This is a genomic window from Elioraea tepidiphila DSM 17972, from assembly GCF_000378465.1.
GTDB classification, from domain to species: domain Bacteria; phylum Pseudomonadota; class Alphaproteobacteria; order Acetobacterales; family Acetobacteraceae; genus Elioraea; species Elioraea tepidiphila.
Genome location: NZ_KB899911.1, coordinates 204,196 through 219,632 on the forward strand (window position 1 = coordinate 204,196; position 15,437 = coordinate 219,632).

Consider the following 15,437-nt stretch of genomic DNA (forward strand, 5'->3'; position numbering starts at 1 on the left):
GCTCAGGCCGCTGCGGCGGTCGCACGCGCGGCCGCGCGCAGGAACGCCTCGACATCCTCGGCGCGGGTGTTCCAGGCCGTGACGAACCGCACCAGGTTCGGATCCTCCGGGCGCGGCCGCACCGGAAAACCGCACGCGGCGAGCCCGGCGCGGATCGGCTCGGGCATGTGCACGAACACCTCGTTGATCTCGGTCGGGTGGATCAGCCGCACGCCGGGCAGCGCGCCCAGCCCCGCCGCGAGCCGCGCGGCTGTGGCGTTCGCGTGCGCCGCATTGCGCGCCGCGACGCCGGTCTCGACCATGGCCAGCAGCTGCGCCGAGAGGTAGCGCATCTTGCTGAACACCTGCCCCGCGCGCAGGCGGCGCTGGCCCATGAAGCGGTTTAGCCGCTCGGCATGCGGCGAGGCCCGGAAGATCACCACCGCATCGGCGCACATCGCGCCGTTCTTGGTGGCCCCGTAGCTCAGGATGTCCACGCCCGCGCGCCAGGAGAGCTCGGCCGGGGTGCAGCCGAGACGCGCGCGCGCGTTCTCGAACCGCGCGCCGTCCATGTGCAGCACGAGCCCGCGCGCGTGGCAGACGCCCGCGATCGCGGCAATCTGGTCGAGCGCATAGACCGTGCCCGCCTCGGTTCCTTGTGTCAGCGTGACAACGGTGGGCGGGGCCGATTGCAGGCGGTCGGGCGGCAGGGAGGCGAGCAGCCGCTCGATCGCCGCGGGGTCGAGCTTGCCGTGCGCGCCGTCGAGCGTGATCAGCTTGCCGCCGCCGGAGAAGAACTCCGGCGCGCCTGACTCGCTCGTGTTCACATGGGCGTTGACGTGGCAGAGAGCGGCCCCCGGCGGCGGCATGGCGGCGGCGAGCGAGAGCGCGTTGGCGGCGATGCCGGTCGCCACGGGATGGACATGCACCGGCGCCTCGAAATAGGCGCCGAACGCGCTGTCGAGCTTCGCCGTCACCTCATCGGCGCCGTAGGGTGCGGCGTCACCCTGGTTCACCGCCAGGATCGCCTCGATCACCTCCGGGCACACCGCGGTCACGTTATCGCTGCGGAACAGCATGGCGTCACTCCCGTCTCGCGCCGCGCCGGGCACGGCTCTCCGTGTCACACTAGGCCGCGCGGCCGCATCGCGCCTAGGGCGCGTTCTGCCGGTGCCACTCCTCGAGATACGCCAGCACGGTCGCGAGATCGCTGACATCGACATAGCGCCGGCCGATGTCGCGCAGGTTGTCGCGGTGCGGCTGCTCCTCGATGTCGCCGACGCAGTCCTCCGGCACGATGGTGCGGTAGCGGTGGCTGAAGCTGTCGACCGCCGAGGCGCGGATGCAGCCCGAGGTGTTGCAGCCGGTGACGATCACCGTGTCCACGCGCTCCTTGGTGAAGTAGTCGGCGACGCCCGTGTTGAAGAAGATCGAGGGCGCCTTCTTGCAGACCGTGAGGTCGTAGCTCGCGTCGTGGATGCGTGGATCGAAGGCGGAGCTCGGGTGATCGTGCAGGAAGGTCTCGCGCACGGCGGTGATCTTCCAGTACGGCATCTCGCGCGCGCTCATGTAGGCGGTGTTGCAGTTCGCCACCGGCACGCCGTAGCGGCGCGCAACCGCGAGCAGCCGTGCGGTGTTCTCGACCGCGCGCAGCACGAGCGGGGCACCGCCGAGCGGATAGGCCGGATCGGTGAACGCGGTCTGGAAATCGACCACGACGATCCCGGGCTTGCGGCCGAACCCGACCGGGATCTCGCCGTAGCTGCGCTTCGCATAGTCGTCCATCACGGCTCCTTCACGAGTGATCGTGTGCGTGCTGCGTTGCGGCCAGGGACAGGGTGGCGGGGACGAAGCCCTGGCCGTTGCCCAGTGCCCGCCAGGCGGTCGTTTCCTCGCCCGACGTGATCAGCCAGGCAAGCCCAGCTTCCCATGCGCCCTCGGCATCGCGCGCAGACGGCACGGGCGCGCCCGCGGGATGGCTGTGCCACACCCCGACCACGCCCTCGCCGCTGCCGCGCAGGCGCCGTTGCAGCGCGAGCTGCAAGGCGGTGTCGATCTCGAACGCATCGTCCTCCGCGGCGAGGTTGCGGCTGGGGGCGAGCCCCGTCACGGTCACACCGTCCGCGGTCGCACGCCCCACCAGCAGCCCGCAGGCCTCCCGCGGCCGGGCGGCGGCCGCGAGCCGGGGCAGGGCGGGACCGAGATCGGGCGGCAGCGCGACGATCACGGGGTGCCGGGCACCAGCCGGCCGAGCACGCGATGGCTCGCGGGATCCACGATGACGATCCGATCGTCGGCGCCGCCGCCCGTGACATGCACCGCCAGCCGGTCGCCGGTCGCGGCAATGCCGAGGATGCGGCTGCCCGCAGGCTCGCCGAGCCCGCTGACCGCCGGCGGGGGCGGGCGGTTGCCGAGACGGTTGGCAATCGTCACCGCAACCACCACCGTGCCAGCGACGATCAGAACGCCCATGATGATCACCGCCGCCTTGAGTGCCCGCATGCCAGACCCGTCCACGATCTCCGACCCCGCTGCCACCGTCCGCGCGATGGTGGCGGATCGCGACGCCGCCGGCCAGCGGCTCGACCGCTGGCTCGCCTCGGTGTTTCCGGAGCTGTCGCGCTCGCGCGTCAAGGCGCTGATCGAGGCCGGACAGGCGAGCCGCGACGGCGCGGTGACGCGCGATCCGTCCGAGCCGGTGCGCGAAGGCTCCACCTATCGCCTCGGCGTGCCCGCTCCGGCGCCGGCCGCGCCCGCGGGGCAGGCGATCCCGCTCGTGGTGCTCCACGAGGACGACGACCTGATCGTGATCGACAAGCCGGCCGGGCTGGTGGTCCATCCCGCCCCCGGCAACCCCGAGGGCACGCTGGTCAATGCGTTGATCGCGCATTGCGGCAACAGCCTGAAGGGAATCGGCGGCGAGGCCCGGCCCGGGATCGTGCACCGGCTCGACAAGGACACCTCGGGCGTGATGGTGGCGGCCAAGACCGAGCGGGCGCACCACGCGCTGTCGGCGGCCTTCGCGCGGCGCGACCTGGAGCGCTCTTATCTCGCCCTGGTCTGGGGCGTGCCCGCGCCCGCCGAGGGGCGGATCGAGGCGCCGATCGGCCGCCATCCGGTGGACCGCAAGCGCATGGCGGTGGTGCCGCGCGGCAAGCCGGCCGCGACGCGCTACCGCGTGCTGCGGGCCTTCGGCACGGCGGCCGCGCTGCTGGACTGTCGGCTGGAGACCGGGCGGACGCACCAGATTCGCGTCCATCTCGCCCATCTCGGTCACCCGCTGGTCGGCGATCCGGCCTATCTGCGGCGCCTGCCGGCGGCGGCGCGCGCGCTCGACCCGACACTGCGCGCGGCACTCACCGGCTTCCCCCGCCAGGCCCTGCATGCGGCCAGCCTGGGCTTCACCCACCCCGCGACCGGGGCGAGGCTTCGCTTCGACTCGCCCCTGCCGCCGGACATCGCCGCACTGCTGTCACGGCTCGGTGATGGGCGCGACGAATGATCCAAATCAGGACCAGGATGGTCCGGTTTTGCTTGCGAAGCCGTGCAGGTTTGGGGCAGGATGTCGCCGTTGGCACTCTAAGGGAGAGAGTGCCATCACGCTCCCGTGACGGTCGCGTCGCCGGTTCGTGACCACCCCCGGAACCCGGCCGTGACAGAGTGCGTTGCGTCGACTCCCCCGATCGGCACGCCGGAGATCCGCTCCGGCCTTGCAGAGAGAGGTCCATGGCAACGTCCTACGCGATCCCTGTCGCACCGGAAGGGAACCTCACCCGGTATCTTCAGGAGATCCGGAAGTTCCCCATGCTGTCGCCGGAGGAGGAGAGCGCGCTCGCCCGCCGCTGGCGCGACGAGGGCGATCTCGAGGCCGCGCACAAGCTGGTCACCAGCCATTTGCGGCTCGTGGCGAAGATCGCCATGGGCTATCGCGGCTACGGGCTGCCGGTGGGCGAGCTGATCTCCGAGGGCAATGTCGGCATGATGCAGGCGGTGAAGCGGTTCGATCCGGACCGCGGATTCCGCCTCGCCACCTACGCCATGTGGTGGATTCGCGCCGCCATCCAGGAATACATCCTGCACTCCTGGTCGCTCGTGAAGATGGGTACCACGGCGGCGCAGAAGAAGCTGTTCTTCAACCTGCGCCGGCTGAAGGGCCAGATGCAGGCGATCGACGACGGCGACCTGAAGCCCGAGCAGGTGGCGAAGATCGCGCGCGCGCTCGATGTGCCCGAGCAGGACGTGATCTCGATGAACCGACGGCTCGCGGCCCCGGACCACAGCCTCAACGCGCCGGTGCGCGCCGAGAGCGAGGGCGAGTGGCAGGACTGGCTGATGGACGAGTCCGAGAGCCAGGAGGAGACGCTCGCCGAGGCCGAGGACATGGGCCAGCGCAAGGCGCTGCTGAACAGGGCGCTCGGCACGCTGAACGAGCGCGAGCGGCACATCTTCATCGAGCGCCGCCTGAAGGACGAGCCGACCACGCTCGAGGACCTCTCGCAGCAATACGGCATCAGCCGCGAGCGCGTGCGCCAGATCGAGGTGCGCGCCTTCGAGAAGGTCCAGAAGAGCATGAAGGCCCAGATGGCGGAGCGCCGCGCGGGGGCCGCCGTCACCTGACCGGGTCCCGGTCCTGATCAGGACCGGGGGCGCTCGACCTCCACACCCCAGGTCTCGCGCAGCGCGGCGCGGCGCTGCTCGAGCGCCTGCACCGTGCGGTAGGCGCGCGCCTCCAGCACCGCCAGCACCGCCCAGGCGAGCACCTGCGGCAGCAGGAAGCCGATGATGGCCGCCGAATAGGCGAGCGGCAGGGCCTCCAGGCGGCCGAGGATCGCGGCGAGCGTGATCAGGTCGTGACCTTCGAGCCAGAGCGCGCGGATCGACGGCAGCAGTCCCGCCAGGTTGAGCGCCAGCACGGTGCGCGCCGTGCCCCGTCCGGCGGAGCGATCGACCGCCAGCGCGACCGCCGCCGGCAGCAGCCCGATCGCGAGCAGCAATCCCGTCGGCAAGGCAATGCCGAGCACGGCGCCCGTGACCACCCCGAGGCCCCAGAAGCCGAGCGGCGCCCGCCCGCCCGCCTTCGCCTCGCCGGCCCGCTTGGCCGGCTTTGCCGCCGCCGCCATGGCTCAGCTCCCGGCCACGGCGAGCAGCGTCAGGGCCAGCACCACCAGCCCCGCACCCTGGGCGATGCTGCCGCCGATGCGCGCCGCCTCGGCCGCGCGCCGGGCCCGCGCGCCGGCGACCGCGGCGATCGCGCGCGCCGCCTCGGCCGAGGCCATGGCGGCGGCGGCGAAGCCCGCCTGGTCGCGCTGGCGCAGCACCGGGTCGGCGAGCAGCGCATGCAGGGCGGCCAGATCGCCCGAGGCGGCGACGCGCGACAGTTCCGCCACCGCGCGTTCGCGCCGCGCCGTCTCGTGCCAACTGCGCGCCGCCGGGCCCGCGAGATCGCCGAGTACGCGGCCGAGCGCCGGCATCGGCTCCCCCGCGTGCATGCGTTGCAACAGGGCGAACACGCGGATTGTCGCGACCGCCGCCTCGGCGACCGAGCCCGCCTCGTCGATCGCCGCCAGCTCGCCATCGAGCCGGCCATCGACCTGCACGGCGATGAAGGCGGCAATGTGCCGGTCGAGCGGCAGGGTGCCGGCCGGCAGTGTCGGCGCGATGGCCTCCACCGCGCGCAGCAGCGCCGGCAGCGTGGTCGCCATCCTCCCGCCGAGCAGCGGCGACAGGCAGGGGAGGGCCGGGTTGAGCTGATAGAGCAGCCGCTCGGTGCCCGACCCGAGGGCGGAGGAGCGGCGGATCAGCCGGTACTGCCGTGCCATCCGGTCGAGCGCCACCGGATCGACGCGGCGGTCGCCGCAGGCCGCGCCCCAGCGGCCGATCGCGAGGCTGTCGATCAGGTCTTCGAGATCGCCGAGCGCGAAGGCGTGTTGGCCGTGGCCGAGCACGGTCTCGGCCAGCACCGGGCCGAGCGCGTCCGGCATCAGCGCGGCGCCGCGCCAGAACATCGGCGCGCGCGGGTCGATCAGCGCGATCGTGCGGCAGAGCATCGTGTCGAGCACCAGCGGATCGACCGCGCCGGCCTCGTCCTCGGTCGCCTCGCGCAGCCGGGAGGCGAGCTGGCTGTCGCCGAGGGCGCGCTCGATCCAGACCGCGACCGCGCCGCTGCGCGCGGCCGCGACACCCTCGGCCCAGTGGGTACCGAGGGCGGCGGCCAGGCTGTGGCTGTCGCGCGGCTGGCTCGGGCCGATCGGCAGCGGGCGGCTCGCCTTGCGGATCGGCCGGGCGCTGATCGAGCGCGTGCGCGCCGAGCCGGGCCAGCCGGCGAGTTCGGCCGGGGTCGGCCGGTGGTCCGGGTCCTCCGCCAGCAGGCCGCGCACGAGCGTGACGAGCCCTCCGGGCAGGCGCTGGTCGCCCAGCACCGCGACCAGGCTGCCGCACTCCAGCTTGGCGCATGTGGCGGCGTCGTCAGCCAGACCGGCCATCGGCCAGGCGCCGGTGGCTAGGGCGACCAGGGTCACGCCGAGGGCGTAGAGATCATCGGCGATCGTGCCCTCGCCGCGGCCGATCGGCAGGCAGAGCGCGGAGGACGGCGGTTCGACCACGGCGGGCTGGGCGAAGGCTGCCGGCAGGGCCCAGGCCTCGCCCAGCATGACCGGGCCGCCGGCGGCCGGACGGAACAGGTTGTCGGGGCGGATGCCGCGATGGGGAAGGCCGAGATCGGCGAGCGCCAGCAGGGCCGCGCCGATCGGGCGGACCACGTTCTGGATCAGGTCGCCCTCGCGCAGGGGCGCGCGCCGCTCGCCCGCCGGCAGCAGCGGCGGGCCGGGCGGCAGGGGATAGACGATCAGCCGCTGCTCGGCGCCCTCCCACGCCACGACGTCCTGCGCGAGCGGGCGCATCAGGTGCGGGATGTCGTCCTCGGCCACCAGGCGTTCGACCGCGCGGATGCGTGGCGGGTGGTGGGTGCGGCAGACCGCGGCGAGGCCGGGCGGCGCATCGGCTGCAAGCGGGCGCGCGGCGAAGGCGGCAAGCCCGCCGCCGACCATGCCGCGGATCGGGGTCAGCGGATCGACGGCGTGATTGCCGACTCTCGGCTGCCCTCCGCTCGCCATTCCACCCTCCGATCCGCGCCTGCGCGCACACACTGGCGCATGACGGTTGACCGGTCGTTAAGGAGGGAAGGGTTTCGTTGGCGCGTGGCCGCCCCACCCGCGCCCCACGCGCGATACCCGGCTGCCAAAGGTCGAGCCTTTGGCAGCCGGGTATGAGGTTTCCTTTGGCGCGCAGCCGCCACACCAGCCCTGCGCGCGATACCGGGCTGCCAAAGGTCAAACCTTTGGCAGCCCGGTATCAGTCCGCGAAGGGGTCGCGCATGACGATCGTGTCGTCGCGCTCGGGGCTGGTGGAGAGCAGCATGACCGGCGCCTCGACCAGCTCCTCGATGCGGCGCACATACTTGATCGCCTGCGCCGGCAGCTCGGCCCAGGAGCGCGCGCCGCGGGTGGAGCCGGACCAGCCCTCCAGCGTCTCATAGACCGGCGTCACGGCCGCCTGGGCGGCCGGCGCGGCGGGCAGGCGCGCGAGCCGTTCGCCGCCGAGATCGTAGCCGATGCCGATCTTCAGTTCCGGCAGCCCGTCCAGCACATCGAGCTTCGTCAGCACCAGCGCCTCGATGCCACCGACCTTCACCGCCTGGCGCACCATCGTCGCGTCGAACCAGCCGCAGCGCCGGCGCCTTCCCGTGACGGTACCGAACTCGTGGCCGCGATCGCCGAGCAGCCGGCCGGTGTCGTCGTGCAGTTCGGTGGGGAAGGGGCCCGAGCCGACCCGCGTCGTGTAGGCCTTGGCGATCCCGAGCACGCGGCCGATCGCGCCCGGCCCGATCCCGGCCCCGCCGGCGGCGTTGCCCGCCACCGTGTTGGACGAGGTGACATAGGGATAGGTGCCGTGATCGACATCGAGCATCACCGCCTGCGCGCCCTCGAACAGGATGCGCCTGCCGTCGCGCCTGGCCTGGTCGAGCCGCTCCCACACCGGCTCGGCGAAGGGCAGCAGGCGCGGGGCGAGGGCGAGCAGATCGGCGAGCAGAGCCTCCTTGGAGAATGGTTCAGCGCCAAGCCCCTGCAGCAGGGTGTTGTGATGCAGCAGCAGGTCGTCGAGCTTGGCCGACACGGTCTCGGGCTCGGCGAGATCGCAGAGCCGGATCGCCCGGCGCCCCACCTTGTCCTCGTAGGCGGGCCCGATCCCCCGCCCCGTCGTACCGATCTTGGCCTCGCCGCGGGCGGCCTCGCGCGCGCGGTCGAGTGCCGGGTGCAGCGGCAGGATCAGCGGCACGGTCTCGGCGATGCGCAGGTTGGCGGGCGTGACCGCCAGCCCCTGCGCCGTGACCTTGTCGATCTCGGCGAGCAGCGCGTGCGGATCGAGCACCACGCCGTTGCCGATCACGCCGAGCTTGCCGCGCACCACGCCGGAGGGCAGCAGCGAGAGCTTGTAGGTCTCGCTGCCGACCACGAGGGTGTGGCCCGCATTGTGACCGCCCTGGAAGCGCACGACGATGTCGGCGCGGCTGGCCAGCCAATCGACCACCTTGCCCTTGCCCTCGTCGCCCCACTGGGCGCCGATCACCGCGACATTTGCCATAGGATCAATCCTTGAGCGGGACAGCCTCGCCGGCTCGGGCGAGGTGGGTGCAGCCGAGCCGGCGCGCCTCGGCGGCGGCGTCCGCGACCGGGCCGAGGGCGGCGACGGTCGCGAAGCCGGCCGCGCGCAGCCGTGCCGCGGCATCGGCCGGCGTGCCGGCGGGGACGAACACGCGGGGGCGCATCGGCCGCGGCCGTGCCGCCGTCAGGGCCGCATCGGGGTAGAGCGTGACCCCGGTGGCGGGCTCGTCCCCTGCGCGGTAGCCGCCGCCGCGCCCGAGCTCGTCCGACAGCACGGCCGAGAAGATCGAGAAGGCGACGTTGCGGTGATAGCGGAGGCCGCGGAACTCCAGCGGGTCGGCGGTCAACCGGATCGACGGGTCGCGCGCGCGCACCGCCGCGACCGTGGCGGCCAGCCGGTCCGCGAGCGCGCGCGCCGGGGCCGGCAGGGTGGCGGCGGCCAGCGCCTCCAGCGCGCGATCGGCCGCACCCGCGGCGTGCAGCAGCTCGTCGAGCGTATCCGCGATCGGGCCGGCCAGCGCCGCGACCTCGGCCGCGTCCTTGCGGTCAATGGCGTGGCGCAGCGCGGCCTCGCGCTCCGGCGGCAGGCCGAGCGGCGAGAGCAGCTCGTCGGCGAGCGTCGGCAGCATCAGGTCGAAGCTGACCGAGGGCACGCCGAGCACCGCGAGCGCCTCGGCCGCGACCGCGATCACCTCGGCATCCGCCTCGGCGCAGTCCGCGCCGATCAGCTCGATCCCGGCCTGGGCGAACTGGCGTGCGGCGCGCAGCTCCGAGCCGCGCACCCGCAGCACCTGGCCGGAATAGGAGAGCCTGAGCGGCCGGGGCGCGCGGCCGAGCCGCACCGCGGCGATGCGCGCGACCTGCGGCGTGATGTCGGCGCGCAGCCCCATCATGCGCTGGCTGACCGGGTCCATCAGCCGGAAGGTGACGTCCGCCGTGGCGGCACCCGAGCCGCCGAGCAGCCCCTCCTCGAACTCGAGCAAAGGGGGCTTCACCCGCTCGTAGCCGTGCGCGGCGAACACCGCGCCGATCGCCTCGATGGCGGCGGCCTCGGTCTCGGCGTCGGGCGGCAGGAGGTCGCGCAGGCCGGGCGGCAGCAGCGCGATCGCGGCGGGATCGGTCATCGGCGCCGCGTCTAGCAGGGATCGGCGCGCATGGTGAGGGGGCACGGCGCGGTGCCGACAACCGCGCCCGGTCCTCCGTCTTCGCGCGACGGCGCGGCCGCTGTAAGAGGACCGTCACATTCACCACCGGAACGACGCGCGTGCCGGCCGACGTCATGCTGCTGGTCCTGTTCGGCGCGGCCCTGCACGCGGGCTGGAACGCGCTGGTCAAGGCCGGCGCCGACAAGCTGCTCGACATGGTGGCGGTGGCGGTGGGCTCGGCCCTGCTCTGCGCCGCGTGCGTGCCGTTCCTGCCGATCCCGGCGCGCGAGAGCTGGCCCTGCATCGCCGCATCGGTGGTGATCCATGTCGGCTATTTCGCGCTCGTGGCCGCGGCCTATCGCGCCGGCGAGATGAGCGTCGCCTACCCGCTGATGCGCGGCACCGCGCCGCTGATCGTCGCCGGGCTGAGCGGGATGCTGCTCGGCGAGGCGCTGAGCCCCGGCGGGTGGGCCGGGGTCGCGCTGATCTCGGGCGGCGTGCTCGCCTTCGCCGTGCCGCGCCGGGGCGGCGCCGCGCCGGGCGGCGGCCGCGCGCTGGCGCTCGCACTCGGCAATGCCGCGGTGATCGCAGGCTACACGCTGGTGGACGGGCTTGGCGCGCGGCTTTCCGGCCATGCGGCCGCCTACACGCTCTGGCTGCTGCTGCTCGCCGCGCCGCCCCTGCTGGTCTATGCGCGGCTGCGGCGGCCCGAGGGGCTCGGCGTTAAACTCATGCAGCGCTGGCGGGTCGCCGCCCTCGGCGGGATCTGCACCACGGCCTCCTACACGCTCGCCCTCTGGGCGATGACGCGCGCGCCGATCGCGACCGTGGCCGCACTGCGCGAGACCTCGATCCTGTTCGCCATGCTGCTCGCGTCGGTCGCGCTGAAGGAGCGGTTCGGCCTCAAGCGTCACGCCGCGGCGGCGGCGATCGCCTGCGGTGCCGCGATGCTCCGGCTCGCCTGACCGTCAGCCCGTCGCGCCGACCGGGCGGCGCGGCCCGGGCCGGCGCAGCAACGCCGTCATCGGCATGGCCGCGAGGGCCAGCAGGGCGAGCAGGCGGAAATCGTTCATGTAGGCGATCGCGCGCGCCTCACGGTACACCATCTCCGCGAGCGCCATCCGCCCCGCGACGGTATCGAGACTCCAGAGCTCGGCGACACCCGGCAGGCGCAGCGCCGGATTGAACGGGGTCACGTGCTGCACGAGCGTCGCGTTGATCACCTGGGTGTCGCGCACCAGCAGGAAGATCACCACGGCGATGCCGATCGAGGCGCCGACATTGCGCATCAGCGCGTACATCGCGGTCGCCTGGTTGCGCAGCTCCGGCGCGAGCGTCGAGAAGGTCATGGTGGTCAGCGGCACGAACATGAAGCCGAGCCCGAAGCCCTGCACCATGCCGGTGCGGATGATCGCCGCCTGCGAGACCTGGGGCGTGAAGCCCGACATCTCCCAGAGCGACACGGCGGCGCAGCCGAAGCCGAAGGACAGCAGCAGGCGCGGATCGACCCGCGTGATCAGCCGTCCGACCAGCAGCATGGAGATCATCGTGCCGAGCCCGCGCGGCGAGGTGATCAGTCCCGCCGTCAGCACCGGGTAGCCGAGCATGGTCTGGAGGAAAGGCGAGAGCAGCGCGATCGTGGCGAGCAGCAGGATGCCGACCACGAAGATGAAGCACATCCCGAGGGTGAAGTTGCGGTCCTGGAACAGGCGCGGATCGATGAAGGGCCGGCGCGCGGTCGCGGTGTGCACCACGAACAGGTAGAAGCTGAGGGCGGCCGCGAAGGCGAGCGTCGTGATCAGCGTGGAGTTGAACCAGTTCAACCGCTCGCCGCGGTCGAGCATGAGCTGGAACGAGCCGACCGCGATGCCCAGGGTCGCGAAGCCGAACCAGTCGAACCCGATCGGCTTCGGCTCGGTGCGCGGCATCGCCGCCGAGAGGCCGAGGAAGGCGACGATCCCCACCGGCACGTTGATGGTGAACACCCAGCGCCAGTGGAAGAACTCGGTGAGGATGCCGCCCAGCGTCGGGCCGAGCACGGGGCCGACCATCACGCCCACGCCGAACAGTGCCATCGCCGAGCCGTGCTGTTCGCGCGGATAGGTGTCGAGCATGGTCGCCTGCGAGAGCGGCACCAGCGGCGCACCGAACATGCCCTGCATCAGGCGGAACACCACCATCTGCTCGAGCGAGGTCGCCATGCCCGACAGCATCGAGGCGATGGTGAAGCCCGTGATGGTCGTCATCAGAACCCTGCGCCGGCCGAACCGGTTGGCGAGGTAGCCGCTGAGCGGCGTCGAGATCGCCGCGGCGACGATGTAGGAGGTGAGCACCCAGTTGATCTGGTCGAGCGTCGCCGAGAGCTCGCCCATCATGTAGGGCAGCGCGATCGTCGCCATGGTGGTGTCGAGGATCTGCATGATGACGGCGAGCATCACGCAGGGGATCAGGATGGTGCGGTTCGGCGCGCCCGGCACGCCCGTCATCGGCGGCTAGAGTCCCAGCCAGCGGCGGAGGTCGCGGAACAGCCCGGCGAGGCTGCGCTCCTCGCCCGTGTCGATCTCGACCACGACGCTCATGCCCGCACGCAGTTTCGGCGCGTCCGCCGGCAGGTCGAGCGCCAGGCGCAGCGGGATGCGCTGCACCACCTTCACCCAGTTGCCCGAGGCGTTCTGCGGCGGCAGCACCGCGAACTCGGCCCCCGAAGCCGGGCTGATCGAGGCGACGCGCGCGGCGAAGCGCACCCCGGGATAGGTGTCCACGCGCACGGTCGCGGGGTTGCCGACCCGCACATGCGTGAGCGCCGTCTCCTTCGGGCTCGCCTCGACCCAGATGTTGTCGGTCGCGACCAGCACGAAGGCCGCGCGCGCGGCCGGCAGATAGGCGCCCTGCGGCAGATGGTGCACATGCGTCACGACGCCGCCGACCGGGGCGTGCACGCGGGTGCGGCGCAGGTCGCGCTCGGCACGGTCCACCTCGGCGCGCGCCTCCTGGAAGCGCGGATGCAGTTCGGGATCGAGATCGGCCGATCCGCCGAGGGCCGCAAGCGTCGCCTCGGCTTGGCGTTCGGCCACCGCGACGCGCGCGCGCGCCGCGTCGACATCGCGCCGCGCCTGATCGAGCGCCATCTGTGCCGCGACCCCGCGCGCCTGGAGTTCCTGCTGGCGGCGGAACTGCGCCTGGTAGAAGGCGACATCGGTGCGCGCCTGGTCGAGCTCGGCGAGCTTCTCGCGATAGGTCGCGCGCAGCGTGGTGAGCTCGTTGCGCACGCTTTCGAGCCGCGCGAGCGCCGCGGCGAGCGCGATCCGATAGGACTCGTCGTCGAGCCGGAACAGGAGCTGTCCCTGTTCGACGATCTGGTTCTCCGCCACCGCCACCTCGGCGACGAAGCCGGGCACGTCGGTCGCGATGTCGATCCGCTCGGCGCGGACATAGGCGTTGTCGGTGGAGACGATGCGCCCCCCGGCGAGATAGAGGTGCAGACCGAGGGCCAGCAGGGCGAGCGGCCCGAGCAGCAGCAGCACGACGCGCCGGCGCTGGCGCTGCGCGACGGTCGGGCGCGTGGGTGCGGGCGGATCGCGCGGCGGCGCCTCGGCCTCGCGCAGCCGCGCCACCGCCTGCTCGGCGCGTTCGCCCGTCTCGCCGGGCGGCAGGGCGCGGGCGCGCGCGTCAGCCAAGACGCGCGACCTTCTCGGCCGTGCCGTTCGCCGAGGCCGCGATCAGGTTCTCCTTCATCGTCGTCAGGATGTGGATGAGCTGCTCGCGCTCGGCCTCCGGCACGCCGGCGAGCGCCTCGGCGCGCGTCGCCGCACCGATCGCGCGCATCTTCTCCAGCACGGGATGCGCCTTGGGACGCAGATAGAGCAGCCACACGCGCCGGTCCTTCGGGTGCGGGCGGCGCTCGGCGAGGCCGGCGGCCTGGAGCCGGTCGAGGATGCGCCCCAGCGAGATCGGTTCGAGTTCGAGAATCTCGGCGAGCCCGCCCTGGTGGATGCCCTCGTTGCGCGCGAGATGCGCGAGCACCTGCCATTGCGCGCGGGTCAGGCCGAGATCGCGCGCGTTCTGCTCGAAGCGCTTGCGCAGCAGGCGCGCGACATCGTGCAGCAGGAAACCGAGGGTGCGTTCGGGGTTGTCCATGTCTCCGTCCCGTCCCGGGCGCAGACCATAAGCATGGCTATCATAGACCTGCTCAGGAGGAAGTCGAGCCCCCGCCGCGCGCTTGCGCACGCGCAGCGCGCAGGCCAGAAGGGCGGCGCCCAGGGAAGGATGGTTCGATGCGTGACGTGCTGATCGCCCCCTCGATCCTGGCCTCGGACTTCGCGCGGCTCGGCGAGGAGGTGCGCGCGGTGGACGCGGCCGGGGCGGACTGGATCCATCTCGACGTGATGGACGGGCATTTCGTGCCGAACATCACCTTCGGCCCCGAGGTCGTGCGCGCGCTGCGCCCGCATTCGGCGAAGTGCTTCGACACGCATCTGATGATCGAGCCGGTCGATCCGTATCTGGAGGCCTTCGCCAAGGCCGGCGCTGACCGGATCATCGTGCATGTCGAGGCGAGCACGCATCTCGACCGCACGCTCCAGGTGATCGCGGCCCTCGGCAAGACAGCCGGCGTGTCGCTCAATCCGGCCACGCCCGCCTGCATGGTCGCGCATGTGCTGGATCGGGTCGACCTGGTGCTGGTGATGACGGTGAACCCCGGCTTCGGCGGGCAGCGTTTCATCCCCGCACAGCTCGAGAAGATCCGCGAGCTCCGGCGGATGATCGGCGACCGGCCGATCCGCATCGAGGTCGATGGCGGCATCACGCCCGAGACCGCGCCGCTCGTGGTGGAGGCGGGGGCGAGCGTGCTGGTGGCGGGCTCGGCGGTGTTCGGCGCGGGCGACTACGCCGCCGCGATCGCCGCGCTGCGTCCGGTCACGGCGTAGCGCGCGCCGCCACCAGCCGCTCGAGCAGCGCGGGCAGCTCGGCGGGCGTGCGCGCGACCGCGGCGGCGCCCTTGGCCATCTCGGCCGGTCCGTAGCCCCAGGCCGCGAACACGCAGGGGATGCCCGCGCCCGCCGCCCCGGCGATGTCGTTGCGGTGATCGCCGATCATCACCGCGCGCGCGGGCGCGCCGCCGGCCGCGCGCAGGGTCGCGAACAGATGCTCGGGATCGGGCTTGCGCACCGGGAACGTGTCGCCGCCGCCGATCGCGGCGAAGCGGTCGAGCAGGCCGAGCGCGGCGAGCAGCACCCGGGCGGCGTGCTCGTGCTTGTTGGTGCAGACCGCCATGCGCCAGCCGGATGCCGCGAGCGCATCGAGCGCCTCGAGGATGCCGGGGAAGGGCCGGGTGGCGACCGCGGCGTTGGCGGCGTAGTCCTCCAGGAAGCCCTGATAGACGGCCTGGTCGAAGGGCCGGCCGCGCGCGGCGAGCGCCCGCTCGATCAGCACATGCACGCCGTCGCCGATCATGCCGATGATCTCCTCCAGCCGGTAGGGCGCGAGACCGAGCCGGGCCGCCATGCGGTTGGCGGCGGCGTGGAGGTCGGGCGCACTGTCCACCAGCGTGCCGTCGAGGTCGAACAGGGCTGTCGGCTGCATGGGCCTTGCTGTATGGGAGCACGCCGCCGGGTGCAACCCGCCGGCCGCGCCTTGACATTCGCGACTCGTG

At 72.8% G+C, this 15,437-nt stretch carries 16 protein-coding genes; 4 read left to right on the forward strand and 12 right to left on the reverse strand.

Annotation, left to right across the window (positions count from 1 at the left end; translation table 11 throughout):
• Positions 1 to 2 precede the first annotated feature (2 nt).
• The 4 genes from F563_RS0102570 to F563_RS25070 form a co-directional block, all read right to left on the reverse strand.
• The gene (locus F563_RS0102570) at positions 3 to 1,058 is read right to left on the reverse strand and encodes a threonine aldolase family protein (RefSeq protein WP_019013078.1); all 1,056 of its coding nucleotides are present in this window, start codon (positions 1,056 to 1,058) and stop codon (positions 3 to 5) included.
• A gap of 73 nt (positions 1,059 to 1,131) precedes the next feature.
• Positions 1,132 to 1,764 (reverse strand): isochorismatase family protein, encoded by a 633-nt coding sequence (locus tag F563_RS0102575; protein ID WP_019013079.1) that lies wholly within the window; start codon positions 1,762 to 1,764, stop codon positions 1,132 to 1,134.
• A 10-nt stretch (positions 1,765 to 1,774) separates the two neighbouring features.
• Positions 1,775 to 2,206, reverse strand: coding sequence for a M67 family metallopeptidase (locus F563_RS25065; RefSeq protein ID WP_019013080.1), 432 nt, complete (start codon positions 2,204 to 2,206; stop codon positions 1,775 to 1,777).
• Positions 2,203 to 2,481: a DUF6476 family protein gene (locus tag F563_RS25070; protein ID WP_019013081.1), complete on the reverse strand. Its 279-nt coding sequence runs from the start codon at positions 2,479 to 2,481 to the stop codon at positions 2,203 to 2,205. Before F563_RS25070 ends, F563_RS25065 begins: the two co-directional genes overlap by 4 nt.
• On the opposite strand from F563_RS25070, the gene F563_RS0102590 reads away from it, so the two are divergent.
• Complete coding sequence (locus F563_RS0102590) at positions 2,480 to 3,481, forward strand: RluA family pseudouridine synthase (RefSeq protein ID WP_026299270.1); 1,002 nt, start codon at positions 2,480 to 2,482, stop codon at positions 3,479 to 3,481. The genes F563_RS25070 and F563_RS0102590 overlap by 2 nt on opposite strands.
• Before the next feature lie 224 nt (positions 3,482 to 3,705).
• Positions 3,706 to 4,596, forward strand: a complete 891-nt coding sequence (gene rpoH, locus F563_RS0102595) for an RNA polymerase sigma factor RpoH (protein ID WP_026299271.1) — start codon at positions 3,706 to 3,708, stop codon at positions 4,594 to 4,596.
• Between the two features lie 17 nt (positions 4,597 to 4,613).
• Here rpoH and F563_RS0102600 read toward each other — a convergent pair whose 3' ends face one another.
• The 4 genes from F563_RS0102600 to F563_RS0102615 form a co-directional block, all read right to left on the reverse strand.
• Positions 4,614 to 5,099, reverse strand: a complete 486-nt coding sequence (locus tag F563_RS0102600) for a hypothetical protein (RefSeq protein WP_019013084.1) — start codon at positions 5,097 to 5,099, stop codon at positions 4,614 to 4,616.
• Positions 5,100 to 5,102: 3 nt separating this feature from the next.
• Positions 5,103 to 7,091, reverse strand: coding sequence for a serine/threonine-protein kinase (locus F563_RS0102605; RefSeq protein WP_019013085.1), 1,989 nt, complete (start codon positions 7,089 to 7,091; stop codon positions 5,103 to 5,105).
• Between the two features lie 238 nt (positions 7,092 to 7,329).
• Positions 7,330 to 8,619 (reverse strand): adenylosuccinate synthase, encoded by a 1,290-nt coding sequence (locus F563_RS0102610; protein ID WP_019013086.1) that lies wholly within the window; start codon positions 8,617 to 8,619, stop codon positions 7,330 to 7,332.
• Positions 8,620 to 8,623: 4 nt separating this feature from the next.
• Complete coding sequence (locus F563_RS0102615; RefSeq protein WP_019013087.1) at positions 8,624 to 9,763, reverse strand: ATP phosphoribosyltransferase regulatory subunit; 1,140 nt, start codon at positions 9,761 to 9,763, stop codon at positions 8,624 to 8,626.
• Between the two features lie 140 nt (positions 9,764 to 9,903).
• Between F563_RS0102615 and F563_RS0102620 the strand changes: the two genes are divergently transcribed.
• Positions 9,904 to 10,749 carry an EamA family transporter gene (locus F563_RS0102620; protein ID WP_019013088.1) on the forward strand — a complete coding sequence of 282 codons (846 nt, stop codon included), beginning with the start codon at positions 9,904 to 9,906 and terminating at the stop codon, positions 10,747 to 10,749.
• Between the two features lie 3 nt (positions 10,750 to 10,752).
• On the opposite strand, the gene F563_RS0102625 is transcribed toward F563_RS0102620, so the two are convergent.
• From F563_RS0102625 to F563_RS0102635, 3 genes are read right to left on the reverse strand one after another with little or no spacing between them, the layout of a single operon-like run.
• Positions 10,753 to 12,270 (reverse strand): DHA2 family efflux MFS transporter permease subunit, encoded by a 1,518-nt coding sequence (locus F563_RS0102625; RefSeq protein ID WP_019013089.1) that lies wholly within the window; start codon positions 12,268 to 12,270, stop codon positions 10,753 to 10,755.
• Between the two features lie 6 nt (positions 12,271 to 12,276).
• On the reverse strand, positions 12,277 to 13,461 hold the full coding sequence (locus F563_RS0102630; protein WP_019013090.1) for an HlyD family secretion protein: 1,185 nt from the start codon (positions 13,459 to 13,461) through the stop codon (positions 12,277 to 12,279).
• Entirely contained in the window at positions 13,454 to 13,921 is a 468-nt protein-coding gene (locus F563_RS0102635) for a MarR family winged helix-turn-helix transcriptional regulator (protein ID WP_019013091.1), read from the reverse strand. The genes F563_RS0102630 and F563_RS0102635 overlap by 8 nt, the downstream gene beginning before the upstream one ends.
• A gap of 137 nt (positions 13,922 to 14,058) precedes the next feature.
• Here F563_RS0102635 and rpe point away from each other — a divergent pair, with 137 nt between their 5' ends.
• Positions 14,059 to 14,712, forward strand: a complete 654-nt coding sequence (gene rpe, locus F563_RS0102640) for a ribulose-phosphate 3-epimerase (protein WP_019013092.1) — start codon at positions 14,059 to 14,061, stop codon at positions 14,710 to 14,712.
• Here the strand turns inward: rpe and gph are convergent.
• Positions 14,702 to 15,367 (reverse strand): phosphoglycolate phosphatase, encoded by a 666-nt coding sequence (gene gph, locus F563_RS0102645; RefSeq protein ID WP_019013093.1) that lies wholly within the window; start codon positions 15,365 to 15,367, stop codon positions 14,702 to 14,704. The genes rpe and gph overlap by 11 nt on opposite strands.
• Positions 15,368 to 15,437 lie beyond the last annotated feature (70 nt).

Excerpts from the sequence above, each read along its gene's own strand:
- F563_RS0102570 (WP_019013078.1), bottom strand. The coding sequence starts at position 1,058 with ATGCTGTTCCGCAGCGATAACGTGACCGCGGTGTGCCCGGAGGTGATC.
- F563_RS0102575 (WP_019013079.1), bottom strand. The coding sequence starts at position 1,764 with ATGGACGACTATGCGAAGCGCAGCTACGGCGAGATCCCGGTCGGGTTC.
- F563_RS0102590 (WP_026299270.1), top strand. The coding sequence starts at position 2,480 with ATGCCAGACCCGTCCACGATCTCCGACCCCGCTGCCACCGTCCGCGCG.
- F563_RS25070 (WP_019013081.1), bottom strand. The coding sequence starts at position 2,481 with ATGCGGGCACTCAAGGCGGCGGTGATCATCATGGGCGTTCTGATCGTC.
- rpoH (WP_026299271.1), top strand. The coding sequence starts at position 3,706 with ATGGCAACGTCCTACGCGATCCCTGTCGCACCGGAAGGGAACCTCACC.
- F563_RS0102600 (WP_019013084.1), bottom strand. The coding sequence starts at position 5,099 with ATGGCGGCGGCGGCAAAGCCGGCCAAGCGGGCCGGCGAGGCGAAGGCG.
- F563_RS0102605 (WP_019013085.1), bottom strand. The coding sequence starts at position 7,091 with ATGGCGAGCGGAGGGCAGCCGAGAGTCGGCAATCACGCCGTCGATCCG.
- F563_RS0102610 (WP_019013086.1), bottom strand. The coding sequence starts at position 8,619 with ATGGCAAATGTCGCGGTGATCGGCGCCCAGTGGGGCGACGAGGGCAAG.
- F563_RS0102615 (WP_019013087.1), bottom strand. The coding sequence starts at position 9,763 with ATGACCGATCCCGCCGCGATCGCGCTGCTGCCGCCCGGCCTGCGCGAC.
- F563_RS0102625 (WP_019013089.1), bottom strand. The coding sequence starts at position 12,270 with ATGACGGGCGTGCCGGGCGCGCCGAACCGCACCATCCTGATCCCCTGC.
- F563_RS0102635 (WP_019013091.1), bottom strand. The coding sequence starts at position 13,921 with ATGGACAACCCCGAACGCACCCTCGGTTTCCTGCTGCACGATGTCGCG.
- rpe (WP_019013092.1), top strand. The coding sequence starts at position 14,059 with ATGCGTGACGTGCTGATCGCCCCCTCGATCCTGGCCTCGGACTTCGCG.
- gph (WP_019013093.1), bottom strand. The coding sequence starts at position 15,367 with ATGCAGCCGACAGCCCTGTTCGACCTCGACGGCACGCTGGTGGACAGT.